Below are 26,543 nucleotides of genomic sequence, written 5' to 3'. Positions count from 1 at the left end.
CTCGTCTTAGCCAATGCAACTGATTCCTATTTGATTCAGTTCGCAACTATAAGATTCGTACCTTCCGGAGCGCTCTCGATGTCCTCTCGTTTCAACCGCCGGTCCTCTTCGCCCGTCCTGTCCTTGCTGACTGCGGCCATCCTGCTGGCCGGCGTGCCGACCATGGCCGCCACCGCCGCCGAACCTGCCCCGCGCAGCCACGGCAACTACAGCTTCAGCATCGAGCAACAGCCGCTGGTCTCGGCACTCAACGCCTTTACCGTCGTGACCGGCTGGCAAGTCGGCCTGCCGGCGGAACTCGGCCAGGGCGTGTCGTCGCCTGGCGTGCGCGGAGCACTGTCGCCGGAAAAAGCCCTGGACCGGCTGTTGGTGGGGACCAACCTGAGCTATCGCAAATTGGGCAGCAACAATATCGTCCTGGAAAAGCGCGTGGCCGGCAGCACCCTCAACCTGCAACAGGTGACCATCAGCGCCACGCGTAACGAGCAGGACGTGAACAGCGTACCGAGCACCGTCAGCGTGCACGAGCGCGAGGAGCTGGACCGTCAGAACGTCAACAACATCCGCGAACTGGTGCGCTACGAGCCCGGCGTCTCGGTGGGCGGCGCCGGTACCCGTTCGGGTAACGCCGGCTACAACATTCGCGGCATCGACGGCGACCGCATCCTCACCCAAGTGGACGGCGTCGAAGTGCCCGGCAACTTCTTCAACGGCCCCTACGCCAAGACCCGTCGCAACTACGTCGACCCGGAAATCGTCAAGCGCGTGGAGATCCTGCGCGGCCCGGCCTCGGCGCTCTACGGCAGCAGCGCCATCGGCGGCGCAGTGAGCTATTTCACCCTCGACCCGGATGACATCATCAAGCCCGGCCAGGACGTCGGCGCCCGCCTGAAGACCGGCTACAGCTCCGCCGACGAGAGCTGGCTGACCTCCGGCACCGTCGCCGGCCGCGTGCAGGACTTCGACGGCTTGCTGCACGTGAGCCAGCGCAATGGCCATGAAACCGAATCCTACGATGGCAACAACGCCACCGGCCTGGCCCGCACGGGCGCCAACCCGGAAGAAGCGCGCACCACCAACGTGCTGGCCAAGTTGGGCTGGAATTACGGTGATGACAATCGCTTGGGCCTGACGTACGAGAAGTACAAGGATGATCGCGACGTCAACCTGAAGAACGCCGTGGGCGGCCCGTTTGTTGGCGGCCGAGGCTTCAACCTCTACCGTGACCGCCGTGGCAACGACACCATCACCCGTGAACGTTTCGGCCTGGAAAACGCCTTCGCGCTGGAATCGCCGATTGCCGACCGCATCAAGACCAGCCTCAATTACCAGATCGCCAAGACCGACCAGACCACGGCCGAGATCTATCAGTCCGGCCGTCGCGTGTTGCGCACCCGCGACACCCTTTACGAAGAAAAACAGTGGGTGTTCGACGCACAACTGGACAAAGCCTTCAGCCTCGGTGACACCGATCACCAAGTGACTTACGGCACCACCCTCAAACAGCAGAAAGTCACCGGCTCGCGCGAAGGCAACGCCACCTGCGTGGCCGTCGGCAGTGGTTGCACCGCCATCGGCGCGCCCAGCCCGGTCAGCAGCGACAGTGTGAAAAAGTCCAGCGACTTCCCCGACCCGACCATCAACACCTATTCGCTGTTCGCGCAGGACCAGATCAGCTGGGACAAATGGACCTTCCTGCCCGCCGTGCGCTACGACTACACCCAGCTCAAACCCAAGCTGACCCAGGAGTTCCTCAATACGGTAAACCCGACCGGCACGGTCCCCGTGAGCGACAAGGAAAAAACCTGGCACCGCGTCACGCCCAAATTTGGCCTGACCTACGCCCTGACCGATCAATACACCTGGTTCGGCCAATATGCCGAAGGTTTCCGCACGCCCTCCGCCAAGGCGCTGTACGGCCGCTTTGAAAACCTGAACCTGGGCTACACCGTGGAGCCGAACCCCGACCTCAAGCCGGAAACCAGCAAAGGCGTCGAAACCGGGATTCGTGGCAAGTTCGACGAGGGCTCCTTCGAAATCGCGGTGTTCTATAACAAGTACCGCGACTTTATCGACGAAGACAACGCCATCGTCGGCGGCACCGTCGAACAGTTCCAGGCCGTCAACATCAAGCACGCCACCATCAAGGGCGCGGAAGCCAAGGGCCGTCTGAACCTGGACGCATTCGGCGCCCCACAGGGCCTCTACACCCAAGGTTCGGTCTCCTATGCCTACGGCCGCAACGACGACACCGGCGAACCGCTCAACAGCGTCAACCCGCTCAAGGGCGTATTCGGCCTGGGCTACGACCAGGACACCTACGGCGGCCTGCTGAGCTGGACCCTGGTGAAAAAGCAGGATCGTGTCGACAGCAACACGTTCCACGCCCCCGACGGCAGCACCGGCGCCCCGTTCAAGACCCCAGGCTTCGGCATTCTCGACCTGACGGCCTTCTACAAAGTCACCCAGGACGTGACCATCAACGGTGGCCTCTACAACCTCACCGACAAGAAGTACTGGAACTGGGATGACGTGCGCAGTTACGACAGCGTCGGCGAAGCTGCTGTGACCGCACCTGCCAACCTCGACCGCCTGACCCAGCCCGGTCGCAACTTTGCGATCAACGTCATCTGGGACATCTGATAGCGCCTGACTCACCTCGTCGGAAATTCAGCGACGAGGTGAGGTTTTTTTACTGTGCCGCGTCTTCTTGTTCGTCTATTTGATAACGGCTCTCTTTAGAGCAACAAGGCGCTCCCCCTTCTCAAGGACTTTTTCATGACCGCTTCTCCTACCGCAGAACGCCCAAGCCTGCGCTCCCAGCGCCTGAACCAGATCACCAACGAGCCGCACACCAAGCTCGACGCCTTGGTGAAAGCCCACGCGCCGTTTGAGACCCAAGCCAACTTTGCGCGCTTTGTGGTCGCGCAGTACCTGTTCCAGTCGGAACTGGTGGCCCTGTACAACGATGCCGAATTGATCAAGATCGTGCCCGACCTGGCCGCACGCTGCCGCGCCGAAGCCGCCAGGCTGGACCTGGGCGACCTGGACACCGAAGTACCGGCACCGGTCGCCGGCGCCGTGAAGAACCCGAGCAAGGCCGAAGCCCTGGGCTGGCTGTTCGTGTCCGAAGGCTCCAAGCTGGGCGCCGCGTTCCTGATCAAACGCGCCGTGGGCCTGGGCCTGAGCGAAACCTTCGGCGCCCGCCACCTCGGCGAACCGGCCGGTGGTCGCGCCGAAGGCTGGAAAAGCTTCACCCGCACCCTGGACGCGCTGGAGTTCAGCGCCGAAGAAGAAGCCGCTGTGGAAAAAGGCGCGATCGACGCGTTTGTGCGCTTCACCGTATTGCTGGAACAGGCGTACGCTAGCGCCCCTGAATTGGCCTGACCTTTGATTGGAATGCGATAAAAATGTGGGAGCGGGCTTGCTCGCGAAGGCGGTGGTTCAGTCATGAATACGTCGACTGGCACACAGCCTTCGCGAGCAAGCCCGCTCCCACATTTGGATCTCATTTCAACTGATTTTCTGTGATCACCCTATATATGACCGGCAAAACCCAATCCACCTCGAAAATCGCACAAATCCTCTTCGGCCTGCTGGCCTACGTCAGCCTGGGCATCGGGCTGGTGGCGATTGTCATACCGGGTTTGCCCACCACCGAATTCATTCTGCTTGCCGCCTGGGCCGCCACTAAAAGCTCGCCACGCCTCAGCGCCTGGCTGGAGAACCACCGGCTGTTCGGACCGATCCTGTTCAATTGGCGCAATGGCAAGATCATCGCCCGCCGGGCCAAGGTCAGCGCCACGGTAAGCATGCTGCTGTGCGCCATTCTGATGCTGGTGATGCTCGATCACGGCTGGCCGATTTACCTGGCGATCGGCGGGATGAGCCTGGGCAACCTATGGATCTGGTCCCGCCCCGAACGCCTCGCAAAGCCCGCGTGACACCGCCTGTAGGCATTCTCCTACCACTCATCGCCTCCCTCTCATGAATTGATTTATGACGCCGATGTTTCAGGCATAGCGTCGAATGGACTTGGCTCTGCATGACATGCATTTCCACACGTCCATTCGCGAGTGAACCTATGTTCGACACCCTCTCCATACGCTTGAAAATTGTGCTGCTGTCCGGGCTGTGTCTGCTGGGGGTAATTGCGCTGATCATCAGCATCAATCTGTACGAGACAGACCAGAACGACCATCTGATCAGCGATTCAAGCTCGCGAATGCTCACCCGCAGCGTACAGGACCTGCTGCAGGCCAAAGCGGCCGAACAGGCAGTGCAACTGCAGAAAAGCCTGGGTGAGAACCTGCTGGTGGTGACCGCCCTCGCCGATCAGGTCAAAGACCTGCGCAACCTGGCCGCCAAACGCTCACTGGAGCCCGGCGCCCTGCGTGAAGAGCTCAACCAGAGCCTGAAAACCACCTTCGAGCGCAACAGCAAGGTGCTGGGTATCTGGCTGTCGTTCGAGCCCAATGGCCTGGATGGCAAGGACAGCGAATTCATCGACGACAAAGCCCGCGTGTCCAACGAAAAAGGCCGCTTCTCCAGCTACTGGAGCCGCGCCGGCGGTGAGGGCCTGAACACCATCATGGTCGAGGAAGACCTGAACAAGACCAGCCTCAACCTCAGCGGTACGCCCTACAACATCTGGTACACCTGCCCACGGGACAGCCGCAGCACCTGCCTGCTAGACCCGTACGAAGACACCGTAGGCGGCAAGCCCGTACTGATGACCACCATTTCACTGCCGCTGATCGTGGACGGTAAAGTGATCGGCGTGGCCGGTGTCGATATCGCCCTCAACAGCCTGCAAGCCCTCACCGACGCGGCGCAAAAGGAATTGTTCGAGGGCGCCGCACACCTGGAAATCATTTCCAGCACGGGCCTGATTGCCGCCTACAGCGGCGAGCCGGCAAAGGTAGGCAAAAACCTGATCGACACCCTCGGCGCCGAAGGCAAGGAAATCGTGCAACTGCTGGCCAGTGACAGCCACGTCAACCGCGAACAGGGCGATATCATCCGTGCGGTCTACGCGGTCAAACCCATCGCCGATGCCAAATCCTGGGGCGTGGTGATCAAACTGCCGAAAACCGTGATGCTGGCCGATGCCACGAAACTTCAAGGCGTACTCGACAACGCCCAAGCCAGCGGCACTCTCAAGGCCCTGTTGGTCGGCGCCGCCGCCGGCCTGCTCGGCCTGCTGTTGATCTGGCTGACCGCCACCGGCGTGACCCGCCCGATCAACAGCGTGGCCGCGATGCTCAAGGACATCGCCAGCGGCGAAGGTGACCTTACCCAGCGCCTGACCTACGCCAAAAAAGATGAATTGGGCGAACTGGTGAATTGGTTCAACCGTTTCCTCGACAAGCTGCAACCGACCATCGCGCAGATCAAGCAAAGCATCACCGAGGCGCGTGGCACGGCGGATCAGTCGTCAGCCATCGCACGCCAGACCAGTGAAGGGATGCAAGTACAGTTCCGCGAAATCGACCAAGTGGCCACGGCCTCCAACGAAATGAGCGCCACCGCCCACGATGTGGCCAACAGCGCTTCGAATGCCGCCAGCGCGGCACGCGGGGCCGATCAGTCGGCGCGAGAAGGGATGTCGATCGTTGAACAGAGCACCCGCGACATCACCACCCTGGCCGAAGCCGTCAGCCAGGCGGTGAGCGAAGTCGAAGCCCTGGCGGTGAACAGCGAGCAGATCGGCTCGGTGCTCGAAGTGATCCGCAGCATTGCCGAGCAGACCAACTTGCTGGCCCTCAACGCGGCGATCGAAGCCGCACGCGCCGGGGAAAGCGGCCGTGGTTTTGCGGTAGTGGCCGACGAAGTACGCAACCTGGCCAAGCGCACCCAGGACTCCGTCGAGGAAATCCGCCTGGTGATCGAACGCATCCAGAGCGGCACCCGTGGCGTGGTGGCGACCATGCACTCCAGCCAGCAGCAGGCCCAGAGCAATGCGGGGCAGATCCATCAAGCGGTGCAGGCGCTGGGCAAGATCAGCGATGCGGTGACGGTAATCAGCGACATGAACCTACAAATCGCCAGCGCCGCCGAACAGCAAAGCGCCGTGGCCGAAGAGGTGAATCGCAACGTTTCGGCGATCCGCACCGTGACCGAAACCCTGACCGGCCAAGCGACCGAGTCGGCGGCCATCAGCAGCCAACTCAACGCGCTGGCCAGCCAGCAGATGAAGTTGATGGATCAGTTCAAGGTGTAAACCCACTCTCCAAAACAATGCAGATCCCCTGTGGGAGCGGGCTTGCTCGCGAAAGCGGTGGGCCAGTCAATACATCCAGTGACTGTGACACCGATTTCGCGAGCAAGCCCGCTCCCACATAAAGCAGATTTGCGCTGGCTTAGACGCCAGGCCAGGCCTGCACAAACGCCGCCACATCTTCTTTCGGCGCCGTACGCGGCGGGTTCTGTGGGGTGCCCAGGTAGAGAAAGCCAATCACTTCCTCATCCGTCGTCAGCCCCAGGCCTTTGGCCACGTGGGCCGAGTAGGACAATTCGCCGGTGCGCCAGACCGCACCAATCCCCTGTGCATACGCCGCCAGCAGGATGCCATGTGTGGCGCAAGCGGCCGCCAGCAGTTGCTCGGATTTGGGCACCTTGAAGTGCTCTTGCAGGCGGGCAATCACTACCACCACCAGCGGTGCGCGCAGTGGGCCGTTCTGGGCCTTGTCGATGGCAGCTTGCGGGGCGTCGGCGTCCTGCAGGCGTGCAGCTTCTGCCAGCAGCGTGCCCATCTGCTCACGGGCGGCGCCCTCGACGGTAAGGAAACGCCAAGGGCGCAGTTGGCCGTGGTCGGGGGCACGCATGGCTGCGGCGAACAGCACATCGCGCTGCTCTTGGGTCGGTGCCGGTTCCAGCAAACGCGGCACGGAAACACGGTTGAGCAAAGCGTCGAGAGCCTGCATTGGCCACCTCCAGAGAAAAATGTGCGGCCATTCTAGCGGGAATGAATCGGGATGCCACCAAACGATAATTGCTCTTATTCATTAGGCCCCGCCCTGTTAGACTTTGCGGCCTAATTTTTAGACGTCGTTCAGGAAACTCGATGTTCCGTTCGCTTTTTCGCCTGTGCGCAGCATTGCTGGCCTTGAGCCTGACTGCCTGCGATGACGCCCCACGTTTCACCAAGGCTGAGCCGGGTGAATCGCGGGCCGGCGGCGCGACGACGGTGAACAAGCGTGACCAGAACGCGTTTTCCCTGCCCTCGGCCAACCTGTCGCCCACGCGCCGCCTGGATTTCAGTGTCGGCAACAGCTTCTTTCGCAGCCCCTGGGTGATTGCGCCCTCCACCACCACCGCCCGTGATGGCCTGGGCCCGCTGTTCAACACCAACGCCTGCCAGAACTGCCATATCAAGGACGGCCGCGGCCATCCGCCGCTGCCCGATGCGCCGAATGCGGTGTCGATGCTGGTGCGGCTGTCGATCCCCGCGTCGACCCCGAATCTGCCGCCCTACGCCAAGCTCATCGAACAGCTGGGCGTAGTGCCCGAGCCGGTCTACGGTGGGCAACTGCAAGACATGGCCGTGCCGGGCGTCGCGCCGGAAGGCAAAGTGCGGGTCGACTACACACCGGTCAACGTAACCTTCAAGGACGGTAGCGTGGTCGAGCTGCGCAAGCCCGACCTGCAAATCACCCAACTCGGCTATGGCCCGATGCATCCGGATACACTTTTCTCGGCGCGCATCGCCCCGCCGATGATCGGCCTGGGCCTGCTCGAAGCCATCGACGCCGCCGATATCCTGCGTAACACCGAGCCGAAAACCGCCGACAAAGACGCCCTCATCGGCCGCGCCAATTGGGTCTGGGATGACGCCCAACACAAAACCGTCCTCGGGCGCTTTGGCTGGAAAGCCGGGCAACCCAACCTCAACCAACAAAATGTTCACGCGTTTTCTGGTGATATGGGCCTCACCACGTCCCTGAGACCCTTTGATGACTGCACCGACGCCCAAGCCGCCTGCAAACAGGCGCCCAATGGCAATGGCCCCGATGGCGAGCCGGAAGTCAGCGACAACATCCTGCGCCTGGTGCTGTTCTACACGCGCAACCTCGCCGTGCCCGCACGCAGAGGGGTCGACACGCCGCAGGTCCTGGCCGGGAAAAACCTGTTCTACCAGGCCGGCTGCCAGGGCTGTCACAAGCCGTCGTTCACCACGGCCGCCAACGCTGCAGAACCTGAGCTGGCCAACCAGGTGATCCGCCCCTACAGCGACCTGCTGTTGCACGACATGGGCCCAGGCCTGGCCGACAACCGCAGCGAATTCAAGGCCGGTGGCCGCGACTGGCGCACCCCGCCGTTGTGGGGCATTGGCCTGACGCAGACCGTCTCCGGCCACACCCAGTTTTTGCATGACGGCCGCGCCCGCAACCTGCTGGAAGCCGTGCTGTGGCACGGCGGTGAAGCACAAGCGGCGCAGCAGCATGTGCTGTCCTTCAACGCCGAGCAACGCGCTGCATTGCTCGCGTTCCTGAATTCTTTATAAGCTTTGCCCCAATTACAGAAGGGAGCTCGACATGTTTCGTCCCAAGTTGTTGTTCACCAGCCTGGCCGCCCTCGCCCTCGGCGCCTGCTCGCCCCAGGACCCGCAAGCCGTGACCTCGGCGGCGATCGCCAAGCAAGTGATTCTGCCGACCTACAGCCGCTGGGTCGAAGCCGACCGCCAGTTGGCCGTCAGCGCCCTCGCCTACTGCCAGGGCAAGGAAAGCCTGGACACCGCGCGCGCCGACTTCCTGCACGCGCAAAAGGCCTGGGCCGAGCTGCAGCCCCTGCTGATCGGCCCACTGGCTGAAGGCAACCGTTCATGGCAGGTGCAGTTCTGGCCGGACAAGAAAAACCTGGTCGGTCGCCAGGTCGAGCAACTGGTCAGCGCCCAGCCGCAGATCGACGGCGCCGCGCTCGCCAAGTCCAGCGTCGTGGTGCAGGGCCTGTCGGCCTACGAATACATCCTCTACGACGCCAAGACCGACATCGCCGACGACGCCCAGAAGGCCCGTTACTGCCCGCTGCTGGTGGCTATCGGCGAACGCCAGAAAGCCCTGGCCGAAGAGATCCTGGCCAACTGGAACAGCACCGACGGCATGCTTGCGCAGATGACCAAGTTTCCAAACCAGCGCTACGCCGATTCCCACGAAGCGATTGCCGATCTGCTGCGCGTCCAGGTGACCGCACTCGACACCTTGAAGAAAAAACTCGGCACGCCGATGGGCCGCCAGACCAAAGGCATCCCGCAGCCGTTCCAGGCCGATGCCTGGCGCAGCCAGTCGTCCCTGCAAAGCCTGGAGGCCAGCCTCGCGGCGGCCCAGACCGTGTGGGTCGGCGTCGACAACAAGGGCCTGCGCGGCCTGCTGCCGGCCGAGCAGAAGCCGTTGGCCGACAAGATCGACGCCGCCTACGCCGCGTCCCTGAAACTGTTCGCCAGCAACCAGCGCACCCTCAATGAACTGCTGGCCGACGATGCCGGGCGCCAGCAGCTCAACGATATCTACGACAGCCTCAACGTCGTCCACCGCCTGCACGAAGGCGAATTGGCCAAGGCGTTGGGCATCCAACTGGGCTTTAACGCCAACGACGGTGACTGATGATGCTCAGGCGACAGGCTTTGGCCGTTGGTAGCGTGCTGCTCAGCGCCCTCACGCTGGGTGGCTGGACATTGTTCAAGGGTAAAGACAAGGGGCCGCTGCTGCTGTCGGCACGCGATGATGCGGACGGCAAGCACTACGCCGTGGGCTATCGCCTGGACGGCAAGCCGGTGTTTGCGACCCAGGTCGGCCAGCGCTGTCACGACATCATCAACCACCCGACGCTGCCGATTGCGCTGTTCGTCGCCCGTCGCCCGGGCACCGAGAGTTACCTGATCGACCTGCGTGATGGCGCGCTGCTGCAAACCATCACCTCCAATGCCAATCGCCATTTCTATGGCCACGCGGTGATTCACAAGAGCGGCGACTGGTTGTATGCCACCGAGAACGACACGACCGACCCCGGTCGCGGCCTGCTTGGCGTGTACAGGTTCGAAGGTGAGCGGCTGGTGCACAGCGGCGAGATTTCCACCCACGGTATCGGCCCGCATCAGGTGTCGTGGATGCCCGACGGCGAAACCCTGGTGGTGGCCAACGGCGGTATTCGCACCGAAGCTGAAAGCCGGGTGGAGATGAACCTCAACGCCATGGAGCCGAGCCTGGTGCTGATGCGTCGCGACGGTAGCCTGATCAGCAAGGAAACCCTGGGGCAGCAGATGAACAGCGTGCGGCATATGGGGATTGCCGGCGATGGCACCATCCTGACCGGGCAGCAGTTTATGGGCTCGTCCCAGGAGCGTTCCGAGTTGCTGGCGATCAAGCGCCCGGGGCAGCCTTTTGTGGCGTTCCCGGTGGCGGATGAGCAGTTGCAGGCGATGGGGCATTACACCGCCAGTGTCGCGGTGCACAGCGAATTGCGCCTGGTGGCGCTGACGGCACCGCGGGGGAACCGGTTCTTTATCTGGGACATGGACAGTGGGGAGTTGCGCCTGGATGGGCCGCTGCCGGACTGTGCCGGTGTGGGGGCTGTGGCGGATGGGTTTGTTGTGACTTCAGGTCAGGGGCGTTGTCGGTTCTATGATTGTCGTCAGAAACAGTTGGTTGCCAAGCCGTTGGAGTTGCCGGCAGGGTTTTGGGATAACCATCTGCATCTGATTTGATTGGGTGGGGGGTGTACATATCCGTTGCTGCGGTGATGGCGGCTATTGGTTTCGCTCTTACAGCGAGTCACTTTGGAAAAGCACCAAAGTAACCAAAGTGCTCTTGCCCCAACACTCGGCACCTCGCTTAGGCTCGGTGTGCCCGCACGCAGACTTGAATCCGTGGGCCGCCGCGATGGGCCATCCTTGGCCCAGCGCGGCTAACCCGGCGTCCTGCCGGGTTACCCACGTATTCAAGCCTGCGTGCGGCCAGCGTGTTTAATGGGGCGCCTAAGATCAAGATCACGATCAAAAGCAGGGCACGGCGGCCTAGTAGCCGACCTGAGTGGTGTAGATCAAGAGCGGGAACACAGTGGATTGGCGTTTTCTGTGGGAGCTGGCTTGTCGGGTCGCCGCATCGCTGCGATGCAGACACCTCGGTACATCAGGCACACCGAGTTGATACTTTCGCAGGCAAGCCAGCTCCCACATTTGAACCGAGTACAGCTTCAATGCTCAGGTCGGCTGCCAGGCCGCCTCGCTTTGCTTTGTTTTTGCCGTGGCCCTTACATCCTTACCGCTGACGAAGTCAGCGATCTTTTGATCTAGGGCTTTTGATTGTGATCTGAGACGCCCCGTCAATCACGATGGCCGAACGCAGGCTTGAATCCGTGGGCAACCCGGCAGGACGCCGGGTTAGCCGCGCTGGGCCATGGATGGCCCATCGCGGCGGCCCACGGATTCAAGCCGGAGTGAGGGCATGCCGAGCCTAAGCGAGGTGCCGAGTGATGGGGCGAGGACCTTTTGGTTACTTTTGGGTCCTTCCAAAAGTGACCCGCTGTAAGAGCGGAACCATACTCAGCCGTTACCACAGCAACGGATATACCCCCTCCCCCTAACGCACAGCCAAAAAAAAGGGCCTCACATCGCAAGACCCTTCGGTAGATTCAAATCGTTTCAACTTTGCGGCCTCATCCCCTGAGACATCCCAAACATGAACAGCAACAACTCATGATCAGGCTTGGCCGCCACACTAACCTTGGCAACACGCGGCAGCAGGCACTGCCCGCTCCCCTGCGCCGCACTCAGCACCTGTGTGCGAGGCAGCTCCCACGCGGCCAGAGCCAGGGCTGCAACCCCCAACGCCCCAACCAGGAACAAACCTCGTGCTATTTCTAGCTTCATTTGGTTAAACCCTTGATAGCGCTGCCAAACGCCGTCTCGTAAAAGTAGCTGAGTTTTTCCCAATCAGTATCGTTCCACGACGAATGGCGACGCAGTTGCAGCATGTCATGGGAAGCCGCCCGATAAGCGGTCAAACGCTGACGGCATTTCTCGAAATCCAGCAACGCCACTTCCACATTGGCCGAGTCACCGGCACCGGTGACACGTACAAAAATGTGCTTGATGTAGAGGCAACCATGCTGCCAGCGGCCCTTATGCATCCGCGCCAGGGTACCGGCCAATTCCTTGAGCACCCGCTCGTGTACCAACTCGCCGTACTGCTCGCGACCACCCGCGGCGTACCAGTTTTCAATTTCGTCGAAGCCATCGAGGGCAGCCGTTACCAGCAATGCCTTCCAGCGGTACTCGGGGTCGCGACGCGCCTCGCAAAAGACCATTTCCGGCACGCGTACATCCAGCAAGCGAAGGCCCTTGAGCGCATCACGCTCGCGCAGCACGGTAGGGCGGCCGAACGGGTGCAGCCAACTGCGGTAGATATGGCCAGTCTGACGTTTGCTGTAGAGCAAGCGGCCATTGGCGCTCTTTACCCGCTGCACACCGCTTTCACCGCCACGCCGCCGGTTGGGTTCCTCGACCCACTCGCCTTGCTGACGCCAGAAATAATCGAAGCGTTCTTCGGGCGCTACCGGACTGCCTGCTACGCACTCAACTGCCATCCTGCTACCTCTTGCGCAATACATACACTCGCCACATGGCGTACAGCGGTATGAAGTCCAGAGACTCCTGGACACGAAAACCGGCTTCTTCAAATTCTGCTTCTACAGTAGCAGCCGGTAACACAAATCTATTTTGGTAACCTTCCTGCTCACCGTTCTCGCGACGCTTGCCTTCCAGCCGCTTGCGCTTCCAGGCTTTGAAGTTGCCATCAACCCACAGCGAAATGATCACGCTGTCGCGGGTAACACGTTGAAACTCCCGCAGTATCGCCAGCCGGTGCGCCGGATCACCAATGTGGTGCAACAGGCGCATACAGAAGATGCTGTCGACCGAGTTATCAGGCAAATCGATATCAAAGGCAGATGTCTGCAAGGGCCGTACCCGTTTCACTACATCCGCGGGTTGGGCGACCGTTGCCACCTTCAGCATAGACGCCGAATTGTCAGCGCCGATGATTACGCGGTTGGGTTTTTCCGCCAGCAGCGGCCAGAAACGCCCGGCACCACACGGCAGGTCCAGCACCAGGCCAGGCTCACCGGCCATCGCCAACGCACCACGGGCCAGTTGCTCGTCGCGTTTGTGGGACAACCGGCGAGCCAGATTGTCCTGATGCTTGAGCAAATATTCGTGGGCGTGATCGTCGTCGTACTTTTCGGAAAATTCGAGCTTGATAGATTTAGACATCAACGGATCTCCAGGTGCTGATGCCTGCAACCTTACTCAGCGCCCTGTGATCAACAGGTCAACCCGTTGTGAAAAACTTGTCCTGTCCAATCCCATACATTTCAAGACTTTACAGACACATGCAATAGCATGGGGCCATCTTCGCCGAAGTACGGGGTACTTCGGCAGAATAGCGGCAGGGGAAGCGGTCAGGCTTTGACCTGACTCAATTCGACATGAAAGCGGCAGCCATTGGGCTCCATGGTGCTCAGGCTGACGCTCCAGCCCTGGTTCTCGCAGATCCGCTGGACCAGTGACAGGCCCAGCCCCAGGCCCTCACCGCGTTTTTCGCTGCCGCGCACAAAAGGCTCGAACATCGCCTCACGCTTGTCCTCGGGTATACCGACACCGCTGTCCTCTACCACAAACCCGCTCGGCTCCAGGGTAAGCCGGATAAAACCCTGCTCGGTGTAATGCAGGGCGTTGCGCAGCAGATTGCCCATCACCGCATGCAGGAAGGTGGTGTTGTAACGCGTATCGAGGGGGTTGCCCGGCTGATAGATCAATTCCAGGCCTTTTTGCTCGATAGGCCCGCGCCAGATGCCGAGCAGGTCATCGGCCACCTGCGTCAGGCTGACTTGCGGCGACATGGCGGCGGCGTCGTGCTGGGCACGGGCCAGCATCAGGAAGGTCTGCACCAGCTCGCGCATTTCTTCACACGCCCTGGCGATACGCAACACCTGGTTACGCCCGCGCTGGTCGATGGCCGGATTCTCCAGCAACAACTCGCAGGAGCTGGCCAACACCATCAAGGGCGTGCGCAGCTCGTGGCTGACATCGCTGGTAAACATTTGCTCACGGGACAATGCCTGGCGCAAGCGCCCCAGCGTGGCGTCGAACGCGACGGCCAGCTCGCCCACTTCGTCGGCCGCGTAGTCCGGCGCCAGGGGCGGCGCCAGACCCAGTAACTGGTCGCGATGCCGCACCTGACGGGCCAGGCGCACCACCGGTGCCATCACCTTGCGGGCCAGCACCCAGCCGAGGAACACGGCCAGCGCCAGGCTGAGCACAAAGCCCACCAGCACCACGGCAAACAGCACGCGCTCGCGCTCTTCAAAATCACTTTGATCCTGCAACAGCACATAGCGCCGGCCGTCGACCACTTCGACCATCGCGTGGTACGACAGGGTCTCGCGAAACACTTCGTGGAAACCCGGCTCCAGATGCCGCAGGTCCTTGGGTAACTCGAAGTCGCCAGGGCCACCGCTGAAGTAAAACAACTGGTCCGGCTCAGGACGGTGCCGCCAGTCTTCGACGGTATCCATTAGCAACAGGCGCTGCAGGTCACCACCCAGGCCCGCCGAAATCAACTTCTCTTCCACCAGGTGCACAGTCGCGACGATGCCCATGGCGAAGGCTCCCGCCACCAACGCACTCATCAACGCGAAAGCGATGATGATCCGTTGGGCAAGGCTTTGCTTAAACTCCATCTCGTCCCTCGGCCAAGCGATAACCCACGCCGTGCACCGTTTGCAGCAACGGCTTGGCGAACGGTTTATCGATCACTTGGCGCAGTTGGTGCACGTGGCTGCGCAAGCTGTCGCTGTCGGGGCAGTCGTCGCCCCACAGGGCTTCTTCGAGGATTTCACGGCGCAGTACATGCGGGCTTTTCTGCATCAGCACCGCCAGCAGTTTGAGGCCGACAGGGTTGAGCTTGAGCAGGCGCCCTTCGCGGGTCACTTCCAGGGTATCGAGGTCGTAGCTCAGATCACCAACCTGCAGCGCCCGACGACCGCCCCCCTGGGCACGGCGCAACACGGCTTCGATGCGTGCGGCCAGCTCCGACAGGGCAAACGGTTTGAGCAGGTAATCATCAGCGCCGGACTTGAAGCCCTGCAGCCGATCATCCAACTGATCACGGGCAGTGAGCATGATCACCGGCGTATCACGGCGCGCGTCTTCGCGCAGGCGCTTGCACAGGGTGTAGCCGTCGATACCGGGCAGCATGATGTCGAGCACGATCAGGTCGTAATGCTCGGTGGCGGCCAGGTGCAGGCCCGACAAACCGTCCTGCGCACAGTCCACGGTGTAGCCCTTGAGCCCCAGGTAATCCGCCAGGTTGGCCAGAATATCGCGGTTGTCTTCAACCAATAAAATTCGCATGGGCAGTGTCTCCGTACGCGGTAACGGCCGTGTTGGCTCGCGCAGCTTAAGGCCAAGTGTGGCTTACGACTAGGGCAGTGGAGTGACTCTATAAGTTTTTTCAACCAATTGATTCGCTTCACGAGTTTTTCACTATCGCTTCACCCCCCACCCACAAAGAGGTTGGCAGGCTGATGCACCCTCACGCCTGGCAAAACCCAGGCATAAAAAGCCCCGCCTGCATCACTGCAGGCGGGGCTTTTTATTAGCCGGGTAAGGCTGGCTTACATCATGCCGCCCATGCCACCCATGCCGCCCATGTCTGGCATACCGCCGCCAGCTGCGCCTTCAGCCTTAGGCTTGTCAGCGATGGCCGCTTCGGTGGTCAGGATCAAGCCACCGATGGAGGCAGCTGCCTGCAAGGCCGAACGGGTCACCTTGGTAGGGTCCAGGATGCCCATTTCGATCATGTCGCCGTACACGCCAGTCGCAGCGTTGTAACCGTAGTTACCTTTGCCGTTCTTGACTTCGTTGACCACAACGCTTGGCTCGTCGCCGGAGTTGGCAGCGATCTGACGCAGAGGTGCTTCAACAGCACGACGCAGTACAGCGATACCGACGTTCTGGTCAGCGTTGTCGCCGGTCAGGCCGGTCAGGGCTTCCAGAGCACGGATCAGCGCAACGCCACCGCCAGGTACCACGCCTTCTTCAACGGCTGCACGGGTAGCGTGCAGGGCGTCTTCAACGCGGGCTTTCTTCTCTTCATTTCAACTTCGGAACCAGCGCCAACCTTGATCACTGCAACGCCGCCGGACAGCTTGGCCAGACGCTCTTGCAGTTTTTCACGGTCGTAGTCGGACGAAGTCTCGGCAACCTGGGCACGGATCTGAGTGATGCGAGCCTGGATGTCCTGCTCTACGCCAGCACCGTCAACGATGATGGTGTTTTCTTTGGAGATGGTCACGCGCTTGGCACTGCCCAGGTTTTCCAGGGTGGCGCTTTCCAGGCTCAGGCCGATCTCTTCGGAGATAACGGTACCGCCGGTCAGAACGGCGATGTCCTGCAGCATGGCCTTGCGACGGTCGCCGAAGCCTGGAGCCTTGACGGCTGCGACTTTAACGATGCCACGCATGTTGTTCACAACCAGCGTCGCCAGGGCTTCGCCTTCAACGTCTTCGGAAACGATCAGCAGTGGGCGGCCGGCTTTGGCAACGGCTTCCAGAACTGGCAGCATTTCGCGGATGTTCGAGATCTTTTTGTCGACCAGCAGGATCAGCGGGCTGTCCAGCTCGGCAACCATGGTCTCTGGCTTGTTGACGAAGTACGGGGACAGGTAGCCACGGTCGAACTGCATGCCTTCTACAACCGACAGTTCGTTTTCCAGGCCAGTGCCTTCTTCAACGGTGATCACGCCTTCTTTACCGACTTTTTCCATGGCTTCGGCAATGATGTCGCCGATGGAGCTGTCGGAGTTGGCGGAGATGGTGCCTACCTGAGCGATAGCCTTGGTGTCGGCGCATGGCTTGGACAGGTTTTTCAGCTCAGCGACGACGGCGATGGTCGCCTTGTCGATGCCGCGCTTGAGGTCCATCGGGTTCATGCCGGCAGCGACGGCTTTGTAGCCTTCGTTGACGATGGCTTGAGCCAGAACGGTAGCGGTGGTGGTGCCGTCGCCTGCGTCATCGTTGGCACGGGAGGCAACGTCTTTGACCAGCTGCGCGCCCATGTTCTCGAAACGGTCTTCCAGTTCGATTTCTTTGGCTACGGAAACGCCGTCCTTGGTGATGGTCGGAGCGCCGAAGCTCTTCTCGATGATCACGTTACGGCCTTTCGGGCCCAGGGTCGCTTTTACTGCGTCAGCCAGGACGTTGACACCGGTGAGCATTTTCTTACGGGCGGAATCGCCGAATTTAACTTCTTTAGCAGCCATGATCGATATTCCTTAAATTCTTTGGAGTAACGGAAAAATGAGCGGGAAAATCAGCCTTCCAGTACAGCGAGAATCTCGTTCTCAGCCATGACCAGCAGGTCTTCGCCGTCAACTTTCACAGTGTTGCTGCCGGAGTAAGGACCGAATACAACCTTGTCACCGACTTTAACGGCCAGCGCACGCACTTCACCGTTTTCCAGAGTCTTGCCTGGGCCTGCAGCGACGATCACACCGTGGTTGGCTTTTTCAGCAGCCGAACCTGGCAGAACGATACCGCCAGCGGTTTTCTTTTCTTCTTCGCTGCGACGGATAACGACGCGGTCGTGCAGAGGACGAAGCTTGCTCATTGTCGATCTCTCCTAATTGTGTTTTTCATCGGCCGGTGTCAGTACCGGCAGGTTTAATCCGGCGGTGCCGGTCGCGCTTCGCAGAGCAAAACGCGGAAGTCTGTCTGGTGTCGCCACCAGAAACCTTGCGGTGACCGTTACATAAGGGCGCATAAGCTTATTACAAGGGGCCGGGGATGAAATTTTTTGCGTGTGCCGGCCTATAAAAGCAACACGGCACCCAAGGGTGCCGTGCCGGTGAAGCGGTTATTTGTTGTCGCGGTGCTCGAACTCGCCTTCGATCACATCCCCTTCACGCCCCAAAGGCTGGCGCGGAGCCGGGCCACCACGGGGTTGCAGGTCGTCGGCGAAGGCACGCTGGCGAATCGCCGCTTCTTCGGCACGCTGACGCATCTTGCCGGCCAGCAGCTTGCGGGTGACCGGCAACAGCATCACCAGGCCGACCACGTCGCTGATAAAGCCCGGCAGGATCAACAGGCCGCCAGCCAGGGCCATCATCAGGCCCTCAAGCATGGTCTGGGCCGGCAGTTCACCGCGATTCAGGCTTTCACGGGCACGCAGCGCCGTGGCCAGGCCGGCGACGCGCAGCACCAGAACGCCGAGCATCGAGCCGAGAATGATCAGCAGCAGAGCCGGGAAAAACCCGATCGCACCGCTGACTTGAACGAATACGAACAGCTCCAACACCGGGAATAGCAGAAAGAGCAATAAAAAGGGCGCATCAAATGGTTCCTCAACGCAAGAATGCCTTGCCAGTCCACCTTAGATGACGTCGCCGTTTCGTGAATTCAACCGTTGGCGGGCTCTTTTTCGGCCAGACCTCGGCGTGAGCCAATGAAACCAAGGCTTCGCGTACTTGTGTCGGAGTGTTGCAAGGCTCCGCAAAAGCCAACCAATGCAAGGCTTGGCCGATACGCAGGTGCATGCCTTCGCTGTCGATACCGGCCAATTGTGCAGGCTCAAAGGTGGGCAAGCCGGTCAGGGCAACATAATGGGCGATGGCCTTGGTGTGATCGCTGTTCATGTGTTCGATCATGCCGCGTTCGGCCTTGCCCGCGAACGGGTTGGCCAGGGTCAGTTGGTCGACCCAGTGAATCGCGCCAAACCCGCCGATATAACGATGGCGTACCGGTTTGATCACCCAGAAGTCGAAATCGTGGGCCTTGTGGTAATTGGCCGAGTCGGGGAAGTAGCGGTAATAACGCTCGGCCGCCGCCTCGATGGCAGCGCCGTCCTCGAGCTTTTCGGCTTCGCCCAGGTAGGTCAGGCGGCCCACGGCCTGCACGTCATCCGCTTCGCGCTCGCCGACCAGCAGCGAGCACTTGGGGTCTTTTTGCAGGTTATGGGTGTGCTGGGCGATGCGGCTGATCAGGATCAGCGGGCGGCCCTGCTCGTCGAGGCAATAAGGCACGACCGAGCCGAAGGGAAACCCCGGCATGGCTTTGGACAGTGTGGAGAGAGCCCCACGGTATTCCTTGAGCAACAGCTCTCGGGCGTTCTTGGCAACCTGTGCGCTCAACGTATGACTCCTCGGGAATTGCGCCGCCCATAGCCTATGGGAATGGATCTCATCACAAGGTAATCAATAACCGCAAAGGTTGCCAAGCGGGTTTTGTGCCGCCTGATTACCAGGCCACGCCAAAGCCTGCGGTGTAACGGGTCTTGCTCAAGCTGCTTTGCGAGTCGCCACTGATAATGTCGCGCTCGGCCTTGAGGTTGAGCGAAGCCCACTCGGTGACTTTGTAGCGCAGGCCAATTTCCGAATCCAAGGAGTAGGCAGCCGGCCCTGAGAGCGGCTTGCCCAGTTCGCCATTGGTGAAGAATTCGACGGTCTTGCCCACCAGGTAGCGGTTGTAGTTCCACTTCATGGCCAGGGAATAGAAGTTGTCCTTGCCACCGTCGGCATATTCGTAATCGGTGCGGTTGAGCAGCGAGCCGAGGGAGAACGCGCCCAGCTCATCATCCCAGAACTGGTAGCCCGGGCCGGTACCGACGGTGCGCTGGCGGGACAGGTCTTCAACCTTGTCGCGCTTGTAGGTCAGGCGGCCCTGCCAGAACCAGTGTTCGGTGAGGAACCGGTCCAGGTCATATTCCAGGGCCCAGTTGTCGGTGGTGGTGACGTCATCCTGGAATTCGCGGTTGTATTCGCCCTGCCCGGTATGGCGCCATTGGCCATGACGCGCGGTGGTCTTGAAGTCGACGTCGTAGTCGTTGGTGTCTTTGTCGGCACGCTTGTAGTCCAGCGCCAGGTCGACATTGCCCTTCCACACCAGGTCTTCAATGATCGGCTTGGGCTTCATGATTTGCTGGATGCTCGCCAATTCGACGGTCTTGGGCGCCTCACCATTGGCCAGGACCACTTTGCCATCGTCCGCCGCTTGCAGCGACTTGGCCTTTTCCCCGGTGTAGGCATCCTGCTTGACCAGCAGCTCCTGGTCGCTCTCCAGGGTTTTCACCTGCTTCCAGTCCACCGGGATGGCGCCTGCGTAATCGGTCTGGATCAGCAACTTGCCACCGTCAAAGACTTTGATCTTGCCCGTCAGGCGGTCACCGTTCTTCAACCAGACGGTATCGGCGAGCAAGGGCGTGGAGGCGCTGAAAACAGCAAGGCACAGCAGGGTTCTGGACAACATAAGCGGATAGTGAGCTCAAGGTTGGCGAAAAAGGACGATTATCGTGTTAGATAGCTAGGACTGACTCAAGTATTTATATTGAGTTCAATTCTCATCGCCATACTTCCAGACTTTTCTTACAAAACATGCCTAGAGCGAACGAACCCGCCGACACAGCACAAAGCCCCGCCGAGATGCGCCGCACCGCGCTGTACCTGACCCTGGCGCAAGTGCCCGCAGGTTGCGTGGTGAGCTACGGCGAACTGGCCCAACTGGCCGGGCTTGGGCGCGCTGCACGCTTTGTGGGGCGCACGCTGAGCCAGTTGCCCGAGGGCAGCAAACTGCCTTGGCACCGCGTGCTGGGTGCCGGTGGTCGGATAAGTCTGCCGGCGGGCACGGCCTCGGGCGATGAACAACGGGCGCGTTTGCGCGAAGAAGGCGTCACGGTCCGCAACAATCGCGTGGATATTCAGCGTCATGGCTGGCGCCCGGTAGAGCACAGCGGTTAGAGTGCGCGCTTTGTTTCCGTGAATCTGAGGCAGACTCCAGCCCATGCCCCGTAAAACCTGGCGCGCCGCGCTCGCCGCCTATGCCAGCCCTTCGACGTTGGTCCTGTTGTTGCTCGGCTTCGCCGCCGGCCTGCCTTACATGTTGGTGTTCTCGACGCTTTCAGTGTGGTTGCGTGAGGCCGGTGTGGCCCGCGAGACCATCGGCTATGCGAGCCTGATTGGCCTGGCATACGCCTTCAAATGGGTGTGGTCGCCGCTGCTTGACCAATGGCGCCTGCCGCTGCTGGGTAAACTCGGCCGTCGTCGTTCCTGGCTGGTGCTTGCCCAGTCGCTGGTGATCCTTGGATTGATCGGCATGGGGTTCTGCGACCCTCAGAAACACTTGTCCTGGCTGATCGCAATTGCTGTAGTCGTGGCGTTCGCCTCTGCGACCCAGGACATTGCCGTAGACGCCTATCGCCTGGAAATCGCCGACGACAGCCGCCAGGCCGCCCTCGCCGCCAGCTATATGTCCGGCTACCGCATTGCTGCCCTGCTGGCGACAGCGGGCGCGCTGTTTTTTGCCGAAGGCTTCGGCTCCACTGGCTTCAACTATAAACACTCGGCCTGGACCGGCACCTATGTACTCTTCGGCGTGCTGATGATTCCGGCGCTGCTGACCACCTTGTTCATGCGCGAACCCAACGTGCCACTGCGCACTCAGTTGCAGGCCGGGCGCTACAGCTTTGTGCATCAGCTGGTGTCGGTGTTTGTGTTGATCGTGCTGCTGGTGTCGGTACCGGCCATGTTTACTCAGCTCTACAACACCGACTTCGCCAGCGTGGTATTCCATGGCGTGAGCCTATGGGAGTTGCTGATGGAAGACCGCGCCTTCCTGCGCGCCATCCTCTATATCACCCTCAGCGCCCTGTGCCTTTCAGCCATGGGCCGCCGCGGCTTGGCGCCGGTGCTGACGCCGGTCAACGATTTTATCCTGCGCTACCGCTGGCAAGCGTTACTGCTGCTGGGGCTGATCGCCACCTATCGCATGTCCGACACGGTGATGGGCGTGATGGCCAACGTGTTCTACATCGACCAGGGTTTTACCAAGGACCAGATCGCCGGGGTCAGCAAGATCTTCGGCCTGATCATGACCCTGCTCGGCGCCGGTATGGGCGGCCTGCTGATCGTGCGGTTCGGTATCCTGCCGATCCTGTTTATCGGCGGCGTGGCGTCGGCCGGCACCAACCTGCTGTTCGTGATGCTCGCCGACAGGGGCCCCGACCTGCAGATGCTGATCTTCACCATTTCTCTGGATAACTTCAGCTCGGGCCTGGCCACCTCGGCCTTCGTGGCTTACCTGTCGAGCCTGACCAACCTCAAGTTCTCGGCCACCCAATATGCGCTGCTCAGCTCGATCATGCTGTTGCTGCCGCGCTTGATCGGTGGGTACTCGGGGGTGATGGTGGAGAAGTTCGGGTATCACAACTTCTTCCTGATCACTTGCATGCTGGGCGTGCCGACGCTGCTGCTGATTGCGCTGCATTGGTATCAGGAAAATCGGCGGATCAAATTGAATCCACCGGTAGAGGACTGACACACCTCCCACAAAAACACACTGCGGCCTCATACCTGTACTCCGGCAGCAACCGCCCGTACAATCCGAAGTCATTTCAAGTCCAAGCAACCGACAACGGCCTACCATGCGTACCAGTCAATATTTGCTCGCCACACAGAAAGAAACGCCTTCCGACGCGGTTGTGATCAGCCACCAGCTGATGCTGCGCGCCGGCATGATCCGCAAACTGGCCTCGGGCCTGTACACCTGGCTGCCCATGGGCTTGAAGGTGATGCGCAAGGTCGAAGCCATCGTTCGTGAAGAAATGAACGCCGCCGGCTCTCTGGAAGTGTTGATGCCGAGCACCCAACCGGCTGAACTGTGGCAGGAATCCGGGCGCTGGGAAGAGTACGGCCCTGAGTTGCTGCGCTTCAAGGACCGTCACGGCCGCGATTTCTGCGCCGGCCCGACCCATGAAGAAGTGATCACCGACCTGATGCGCAACGAGCTGAGCAGCTATAAACAGCTGCCGCTGAACCTGTATCAGATCCAGACCAAATTCCGTGACGAAATCCGCCCGCGCTTCGGCTTGATGCGCGGCCGCGAATTCATCATGAAGGACGCGTATTCGTTCCACGCCGACCAGGCATCCCTGCAGGTCACCTACGACCGCATGCACCAGGCTTACTGCAACGTGTTCACGCGCCTGGGCCTGAAATTCCGCCCGGTTGAAGCGGACAACGGTTCCATCGGCGGCGCCGGCTCCCACGAATTCCACGTGCTGGCCGAATCCGGCGAAGACGATATCGTGTTCAGCAAACGGTTCCGACTACGCGGCGAACATCGAGAAAGCCGAAGCCGTGCCACGCGAAACCTCGCGCCCTGCGCCGGCCGAAGAGCTGCGTCTGGTGGAGACCCCGGAGACCAAGACCATCGCGGCCCTGGTGGAAAAATTCAATCTGCCGATTGAAAAGACCATCAAGACCCTGATCGTGCGCGCCGAAGAAGAAGGCAAGCTGATTGCCCTGGTGATCCGTGGCGACCACGAACTCAACGAAATCAAGGCGGCCCAGCAACCTGGCGTGGCCAGCCCGCTGGTCATGGCCACCGATGCCGAACTGCGTGACGCCATTGGCGCCGGCGCCGGTTCGCTCGGCCCGCTGAACCTGCCGTTGCCGATCATCATCGACCGCTCGGTTGAGCTGATGAGCGACTTCGGGATCGGTGCCAATATTGATGACAAGCACTACTTCGGCGTGAACTGGGAGCGTGACTTGCCGGTTCCGACCGTGGCCGACCTGCGTAACGTGGTAGCCGGCGACCCAAGCCCGGACGGCAAGGGCACCCTGGAAATCAAGCGCGGCATTGAAGTCGGGCATATCTTCCAGCTGGGCAACAAGTACAGCAAGGCGATGAAGTGCGAAGTGCTGGGCGAGAACGGCAAGCCGATCACCCTGGACATGGGCTGCTACGGCATTGGCGTTTCCCGCGTGGTTGCGGCTGCCATCGAGCAGAACAACGACGAGAAAGGGATTATCTGGAGTGACGCCCTGGCGCCGTTCCAGGTGGCCCTGGTACCGCTGCGTTACGAAACCGAGCAAGTACGCGAAGCCACCGACAAGCTGTACGCCGAACTCACGGCGGCTGGTTTTGAAGTGCTGCTGGATGACCGGGACAAGAAAACCAGCCCGGGCATCAAGTTCGCCGACATGGAACTGATTGGCATCCCGCACCGGATCGTGGTCAGTGACCGCGGCCTGGCCGATGGCAATCTGGAATACAAGAGCCGGACCGAAGCCGAAGCCCAACCGTTGCCGGTGGCTGACGTGCTGTCTTTCCTTCAGGCGCGTATTCGTCGCTGAAAACCAGATCAAGAGAAGTCATGTTCAAGCGAAACACCAGAGCCCTGGGGGGCGCCGCCTTGTGCGGCGCCCTGCTGGTCAGCGGCTGCGCCAACCAGATGTCGCAACGCAGTGAGCAGGAGGAGCGGGTCGAGCGTAAGTTGCTCGACCACAGCCTGCAGATCGATGTAGGCGAACCCAAAGTGCTGGAACTGCCGCAACGCCGGGTTCGCATTCACGAGCAGAAGACCTTTGAGGTCACCGAATTCGAAGTCACCCGCCGTTACGATCGCTACACCCCCTACCAGCCCTGGCGCAAACTCTATGAGATGCCATTGGGCGCGGTCGCTTTGGTGGCGGGCGCGGGGGCCAACGTGGCGAATATCTTTGCCCTCGGCAACCTGCCAACCAGCATGACCCACGATTGGCTGAGCTACGGCGTGGACGGCCTCAACCCGTTCATGAACGTGCAATCCCATGGCCGTGCGCAACAGAACCTGGCGGGTATCGACGAAGTCCAGCGCGACAAACGCGTGGAGTATTCGAGCCTGCCCTGGAGCGAACGTCCGGTACAGGTCACGGCCGGCAAGCAGGTGCATGAGCTGACCACCGACCGCAACGGCGTCCTGCGCCTGAACCTGTTGGACAGCCCGTTTGCCGAGCAGGACTTGAATCGCATCAGCACCTTGAAAATCAGCGTGGAAGACGGCCAGGACGATGTGCACTCGGACTCGACCCTGGCCATCAGCAGCACCCTGCGCGGCAAGTTGCTGGAGGCCCACGGCCTGATCTATGACGACCTGGAAGACGACGAAGTCAGCCAGTGGGTGCACCGGGTCAAGCGCCTGTCGGAGCTGGGCCTGGAAGAAGAAGCCAGCGAACTGGAACAAAGCCTGATCGAACTGACCCGCAATGATCCGGAATTGCAGCAGGAGTTTCTGCAGGCCCTGACCAAGGATGCGGGGCGATTAGTCGCAGATCCCGGCGCTCGCTGAGATTGCCAAGTTGCTGAAGATCCAAATGTGGGAGCTGGCTTGCCTGCGATAGCGGTGGGCCAGCTTGCATTGATGGCGACTGATACATCGCTATCGCAGGCAAGCCAGCTCCCACCGTTTTGATCCGGGCTCTACCAGGAGAACTCGAGTTGCTCGTTGCCGTTGCTCAAGTCCAGCAACCGCACGCCAATCCCCAACAACCGCACCGGCTTCCCACCGCGATTAAACGCCTGGGTCATCAGCTGTTGATAACTTTCCAGATCTCGCCCTGCCCCGGCCTGTTCCAGCGTCGTCTGGGTAAAGTCATGAAACTTGACCTTAACGAACGGCTTGCCTGCGCGGTAGCTGCTGTCGATGCGCGCCATGCGCCCCGCCAGGGTTTCCATCAGCTCGGGCAGTTTCGCCAGGCAACTTGAGAGATCCGGCAGGTCCACATCGTAGGTATTTTCCACACTGATGGATTGCCGCCGGCTGTCATTTTGCACCACGCGGTCATCAATCCCACGGGCCAGGCTCCACAGTCGCTCGCCAAAACTGCCGAATTCGCGCACCAGCGCCAACTTGTTCCATTCACGCAGCTGCAAGCAGTCTTCGATGCCCAGGCGCGCCAGCTTATCGGCCGTCACCTTGCCCACGCCGTGCAACTTGCTCACCCGCAGTTGGGACACAAAATCTTCGACCTGATCCGGGGTAATCACAAACAGGCCGTTGGGTTTCTTCCAGTCGCTGGCGATCTTGGCCAGGAACTTGTTCGGCGCCACCCCGGCAGACACGGTGATATGCAGCTGGTTGGACACACGGCGCCGAATGTCCTGCGCGATGCGTGTGGCGCTGCCACCAAAATGCGCGCAGTCGGACACATCCAGGTAAGCCTCATCCAGTGACAGCGGCTCGATCAGGTCGGTGTAGTCGCGAAAGATCGTCTGGATTTCCTTCGACGCTTCCTTATAGGCATCCATGCGCGGCTTGACGATGGTCAGGTCCGGGCACAGCTTCAAGGCATGGCGTGACGACATGGCCGAACGCACGCCGTAAGCCCGCGCCTCGTAGTTGCAGGTGGCGATCACCCCGCGTCGATCCGCCGAGCCGCCAACCGCCAGTGGCTTTTGCGCCAGGTTCGGGTCGTCACGCATCTCGATGGCGGCGTAGAAGCAATCACAGTCGACGTGGATGATTTTGCGCTGCGTCATATAAACAGAAGGTTGATTCAACAGGTGGCCAGTATCGCATTCACCCCTGTATATAGCACCAGTAGTTTGATTCTTCCGCCCGAGCGGTAGGAAAATTCCAAGATGAATTTATTTTCTCAATCGAATTTAACCTTCCAATAGAGCTGAAACCCTTGGCCAGACTGGCCCCGAGCGCTTCAGCAGGCCGTTGTGGA

At 60.7% G+C, this 26,543-nt stretch carries 21 protein-coding genes and 2 pseudogenes; 11 read left to right on the top strand and 12 right to left on the bottom strand.

Translation table 11 applies throughout. The annotated features are described in order from the left end of the window. Positions 1–78: 78 nt before the first annotated feature. From LRS56_01220 to LRS56_01205, 4 genes are all read left to right on the top strand, one after another. Positions 79–2,643, top strand: a complete 2,565-nt coding sequence (locus tag LRS56_01220) for a TonB-dependent receptor (GenBank protein ID WDU63234.1) — start codon at positions 79–81, stop codon at positions 2,641–2,643. 135 nt (positions 2,644–2,778) lie between these two features. Beyond that, positions 2,779–3,387: a biliverdin-producing heme oxygenase gene (locus LRS56_01215; GenBank protein WDU63233.1), complete on the top strand. Its 609-nt coding sequence runs from the start codon at positions 2,779–2,781 to the stop codon at positions 3,385–3,387. A 155-nt stretch (positions 3,388–3,542) separates the two neighbouring features. Then, positions 3,543–3,944: a YbaN family protein gene (locus tag LRS56_01210; GenBank protein WDU65671.1), complete on the top strand. Its 402-nt coding sequence runs from the start codon at positions 3,543–3,545 to the stop codon at positions 3,942–3,944. Between the two features lie 140 nt (positions 3,945–4,084). Beyond that, positions 4,085–6,223 carry a methyl-accepting chemotaxis protein gene (locus LRS56_01205; GenBank protein ID WDU63232.1) on the top strand — a complete coding sequence of 713 codons (2,139 nt, stop codon included), beginning with the start codon at positions 4,085–4,087 and terminating at the stop codon, positions 6,221–6,223. Between the two features lie 139 nt (positions 6,224–6,362). On the opposite strand, the gene LRS56_01200 is transcribed toward LRS56_01205, so the two are convergent. Beyond that, the gene (locus LRS56_01200; protein ID WDU63231.1) at positions 6,363–6,926 is read right to left on the bottom strand and encodes an NAD(P)H nitroreductase; all 564 of its coding nucleotides are present in this window, start codon (positions 6,924–6,926) and stop codon (positions 6,363–6,365) included. A 140-nt stretch (positions 6,927–7,066) separates the two neighbouring features. Between LRS56_01200 and LRS56_01195 the strand changes: the two genes are divergently transcribed. The 3 genes from LRS56_01195 to LRS56_01185 are packed head-to-tail and all read left to right on the top strand — an operon-like array spanning position 7,067 to position 10,702. Next, positions 7,067–8,506 carry a c-type cytochrome gene (locus LRS56_01195; protein ID WDU63230.1) on the top strand — a complete coding sequence of 480 codons (1,440 nt, stop codon included), beginning with the start codon at positions 7,067–7,069 and terminating at the stop codon, positions 8,504–8,506. Positions 8,507–8,537: 31 nt separating this feature from the next. Then, entirely contained in the window at positions 8,538–9,602 is a 1,065-nt protein-coding gene (locus LRS56_01190) for an imelysin (protein ID WDU63229.1), read from the top strand. A 2-nt stretch (positions 9,603–9,604) separates the two neighbouring features. Then, entirely contained in the window at positions 9,605–10,702 is a 1,098-nt protein-coding gene (locus tag LRS56_01185) for a DUF1513 domain-containing protein (protein ID WDU65670.1), read from the top strand. 936 nt (positions 10,703–11,638) lie between these two features. On the opposite strand, the gene LRS56_01180 is transcribed toward LRS56_01185, so the two are convergent. From LRS56_01180 to LRS56_01135, 10 genes and pseudogenes are all read right to left on the bottom strand, one after another. Beyond that, a complete protein-coding gene (locus tag LRS56_01180; GenBank protein WDU63228.1) occupies positions 11,639–11,866 on the bottom strand; it encodes a hypothetical protein in 228 nt (75 codons plus the stop codon). After that, positions 11,863–12,582 carry an InaA protein gene (locus LRS56_01175; GenBank protein ID WDU63227.1) on the bottom strand — a complete coding sequence of 240 codons (720 nt, stop codon included), beginning with the start codon at positions 12,580–12,582 and terminating at the stop codon, positions 11,863–11,865. Before LRS56_01175 ends, LRS56_01180 begins: the two co-directional genes overlap by 4 nt. A gap of 4 nt (positions 12,583–12,586) precedes the next feature. Further along, positions 12,587–13,267: a class I SAM-dependent methyltransferase gene (locus LRS56_01170; GenBank protein WDU63226.1), complete on the bottom strand. Its 681-nt coding sequence runs from the start codon at positions 13,265–13,267 to the stop codon at positions 12,587–12,589. 188 nt (positions 13,268–13,455) lie between these two features. Continuing rightward, entirely contained in the window at positions 13,456–14,736 is a 1,281-nt protein-coding gene (locus LRS56_01165; protein WDU63225.1) for a HAMP domain-containing sensor histidine kinase, read from the bottom strand. After that, positions 14,726–15,409 (bottom strand): two-component system response regulator ColR, encoded by a 684-nt coding sequence (colR, locus tag LRS56_01160; GenBank protein ID WDU63224.1) that lies wholly within the window; start codon positions 15,407–15,409, stop codon positions 14,726–14,728. Before colR ends, LRS56_01165 begins: the two co-directional genes overlap by 11 nt. Before the next feature lie 263 nt (positions 15,410–15,672). Next, positions 15,673–17,318: pseudogene (gene groL, locus LRS56_01155) on the bottom strand (chaperonin GroEL). A gap of 50 nt (positions 17,319–17,368) precedes the next feature. Further along, complete coding sequence (locus LRS56_01150) at positions 17,369–17,665, bottom strand: co-chaperone GroES (GenBank protein ID WDU63223.1); 297 nt, start codon at positions 17,663–17,665, stop codon at positions 17,369–17,371. Positions 17,666–17,911: 246 nt separating this feature from the next. Continuing rightward, on the bottom strand, positions 17,912–18,421 hold the full coding sequence (fxsA, locus tag LRS56_01145; protein ID WDU65669.1) for a membrane protein FxsA: 510 nt from the start codon (positions 18,419–18,421) through the stop codon (positions 17,912–17,914). Continuing rightward, on the bottom strand, positions 18,399–19,184 hold the full coding sequence (locus tag LRS56_01140) for a HugZ family protein (protein WDU63222.1): 786 nt from the start codon (positions 19,182–19,184) through the stop codon (positions 18,399–18,401). Before LRS56_01140 ends, fxsA begins: the two co-directional genes overlap by 23 nt. A gap of 106 nt (positions 19,185–19,290) precedes the next feature. Beyond that, complete coding sequence (locus LRS56_01135) at positions 19,291–20,298, bottom strand: DUF481 domain-containing protein (GenBank protein ID WDU63221.1); 1,008 nt, start codon at positions 20,296–20,298, stop codon at positions 19,291–19,293. 125 nt (positions 20,299–20,423) lie between these two features. Between LRS56_01135 and LRS56_01130 the strand changes: the two genes are divergently transcribed. The 4 genes and pseudogenes from LRS56_01130 (at position 20,424) to LRS56_01115 (ending at position 25,159) form a co-directional block, all read left to right on the top strand. Next, positions 20,424–20,786: an MGMT family protein gene (locus LRS56_01130; protein WDU63220.1), complete on the top strand. Its 363-nt coding sequence runs from the start codon at positions 20,424–20,426 to the stop codon at positions 20,784–20,786. Between the two features lie 43 nt (positions 20,787–20,829). Beyond that, positions 20,830–22,362: an AmpG family muropeptide MFS transporter gene (locus tag LRS56_01125; GenBank protein WDU63219.1), complete on the top strand. Its 1,533-nt coding sequence runs from the start codon at positions 20,830–20,832 to the stop codon at positions 22,360–22,362. A gap of 106 nt (positions 22,363–22,468) precedes the next feature. Continuing rightward, positions 22,469–24,185 (top strand): annotated as a pseudogene (locus tag LRS56_01120) (proline--tRNA ligase). A 20-nt stretch (positions 24,186–24,205) separates the two neighbouring features. Then, positions 24,206–25,159, top strand: a complete 954-nt coding sequence (locus tag LRS56_01115; protein ID WDU63218.1) for a hypothetical protein — start codon at positions 24,206–24,208, stop codon at positions 25,157–25,159. Positions 25,160–25,290: 131 nt separating this feature from the next. Here the strand turns inward: LRS56_01115 and dinB are convergent, their stop codons facing one another. After that, a complete protein-coding gene (gene dinB / locus LRS56_01110; protein ID WDU63217.1) occupies positions 25,291–26,349 on the bottom strand; it encodes a DNA polymerase IV in 1,059 nt (352 codons plus the stop codon). Positions 26,350–26,543 lie beyond the last annotated feature (194 nt).

Origin of the sequence: Pseudomonas poae (assembly GCA_028869255.1) — a bacterium.
GTDB lineage: Bacteria > Pseudomonadota > Gammaproteobacteria > Pseudomonadales > Pseudomonadaceae > Aquipseudomonas > Aquipseudomonas poae_C.
The sequence above is the reverse complement of the archived record's forward strand: the minus strand, read 5'-3'. Positions and strand labels throughout refer to the sequence as shown.

Bases quoted from the DNA above. Each gene is read 5' to 3' on its own strand.
- LRS56_01125 (WDU63219.1), top strand. From the start codon at position 20,830: ATGCCCCGTAAAACCTGGCGCGCCGCGCTCGCCGCCTATGCCAGCCCT.
- LRS56_01135 (WDU63221.1), bottom strand. From the start codon at position 20,298: ATGTTGTCCAGAACCCTGCTGTGCCTTGCTGTTTTCAGCGCCTCCACG.
- LRS56_01115 (WDU63218.1), top strand. From the start codon at position 24,206: ATGTTCAAGCGAAACACCAGAGCCCTGGGGGGCGCCGCCTTGTGCGGC.
- LRS56_01170 (WDU63226.1), bottom strand. From the start codon at position 13,267: ATGTCTAAATCTATCAAGCTCGAATTTTCCGAAAAGTACGACGACGAT.
- LRS56_01190 (WDU63229.1), top strand. From the start codon at position 8,538: ATGTTTCGTCCCAAGTTGTTGTTCACCAGCCTGGCCGCCCTCGCCCTC.
- LRS56_01150 (WDU63223.1), bottom strand. From the start codon at position 17,665: ATGAGCAAGCTTCGTCCTCTGCACGACCGCGTCGTTATCCGTCGCAGC.
- LRS56_01215 (WDU63233.1), top strand. From the start codon at position 2,779: ATGACCGCTTCTCCTACCGCAGAACGCCCAAGCCTGCGCTCCCAGCGC.
- LRS56_01195 (WDU63230.1), top strand. From the start codon at position 7,067: ATGTTCCGTTCGCTTTTTCGCCTGTGCGCAGCATTGCTGGCCTTGAGC.
- LRS56_01180 (WDU63228.1), bottom strand. From the start codon at position 11,866: ATGAAGCTAGAAATAGCACGAGGTTTGTTCCTGGTTGGGGCGTTGGGG.
- colR (WDU63224.1), bottom strand. From the start codon at position 15,409: ATGCGAATTTTATTGGTTGAAGACAACCGCGATATTCTGGCCAACCTG.
- LRS56_01130 (WDU63220.1), top strand. From the start codon at position 20,424: ATGCCTAGAGCGAACGAACCCGCCGACACAGCACAAAGCCCCGCCGAG.
- dinB (WDU63217.1), bottom strand. From the start codon at position 26,349: ATGACGCAGCGCAAAATCATCCACGTCGACTGTGATTGCTTCTACGCC.
- LRS56_01185 (WDU65670.1), top strand. From the start codon at position 9,605: ATGCTCAGGCGACAGGCTTTGGCCGTTGGTAGCGTGCTGCTCAGCGCC.
- LRS56_01175 (WDU63227.1), bottom strand. From the start codon at position 12,582: ATGGCAGTTGAGTGCGTAGCAGGCAGTCCGGTAGCGCCCGAAGAACGC.
- LRS56_01205 (WDU63232.1), top strand. From the start codon at position 4,085: ATGTTCGACACCCTCTCCATACGCTTGAAAATTGTGCTGCTGTCCGGG.
- LRS56_01220 (WDU63234.1), top strand. From the start codon at position 79: ATGTCCTCTCGTTTCAACCGCCGGTCCTCTTCGCCCGTCCTGTCCTTG.
- LRS56_01165 (WDU63225.1), bottom strand. From the start codon at position 14,736: ATGGAGTTTAAGCAAAGCCTTGCCCAACGGATCATCATCGCTTTCGCG.
- LRS56_01210 (WDU65671.1), top strand. From the start codon at position 3,543: ATGACCGGCAAAACCCAATCCACCTCGAAAATCGCACAAATCCTCTTC.
- LRS56_01200 (WDU63231.1), bottom strand. From the start codon at position 6,926: ATGCAGGCTCTCGACGCTTTGCTCAACCGTGTTTCCGTGCCGCGTTTG.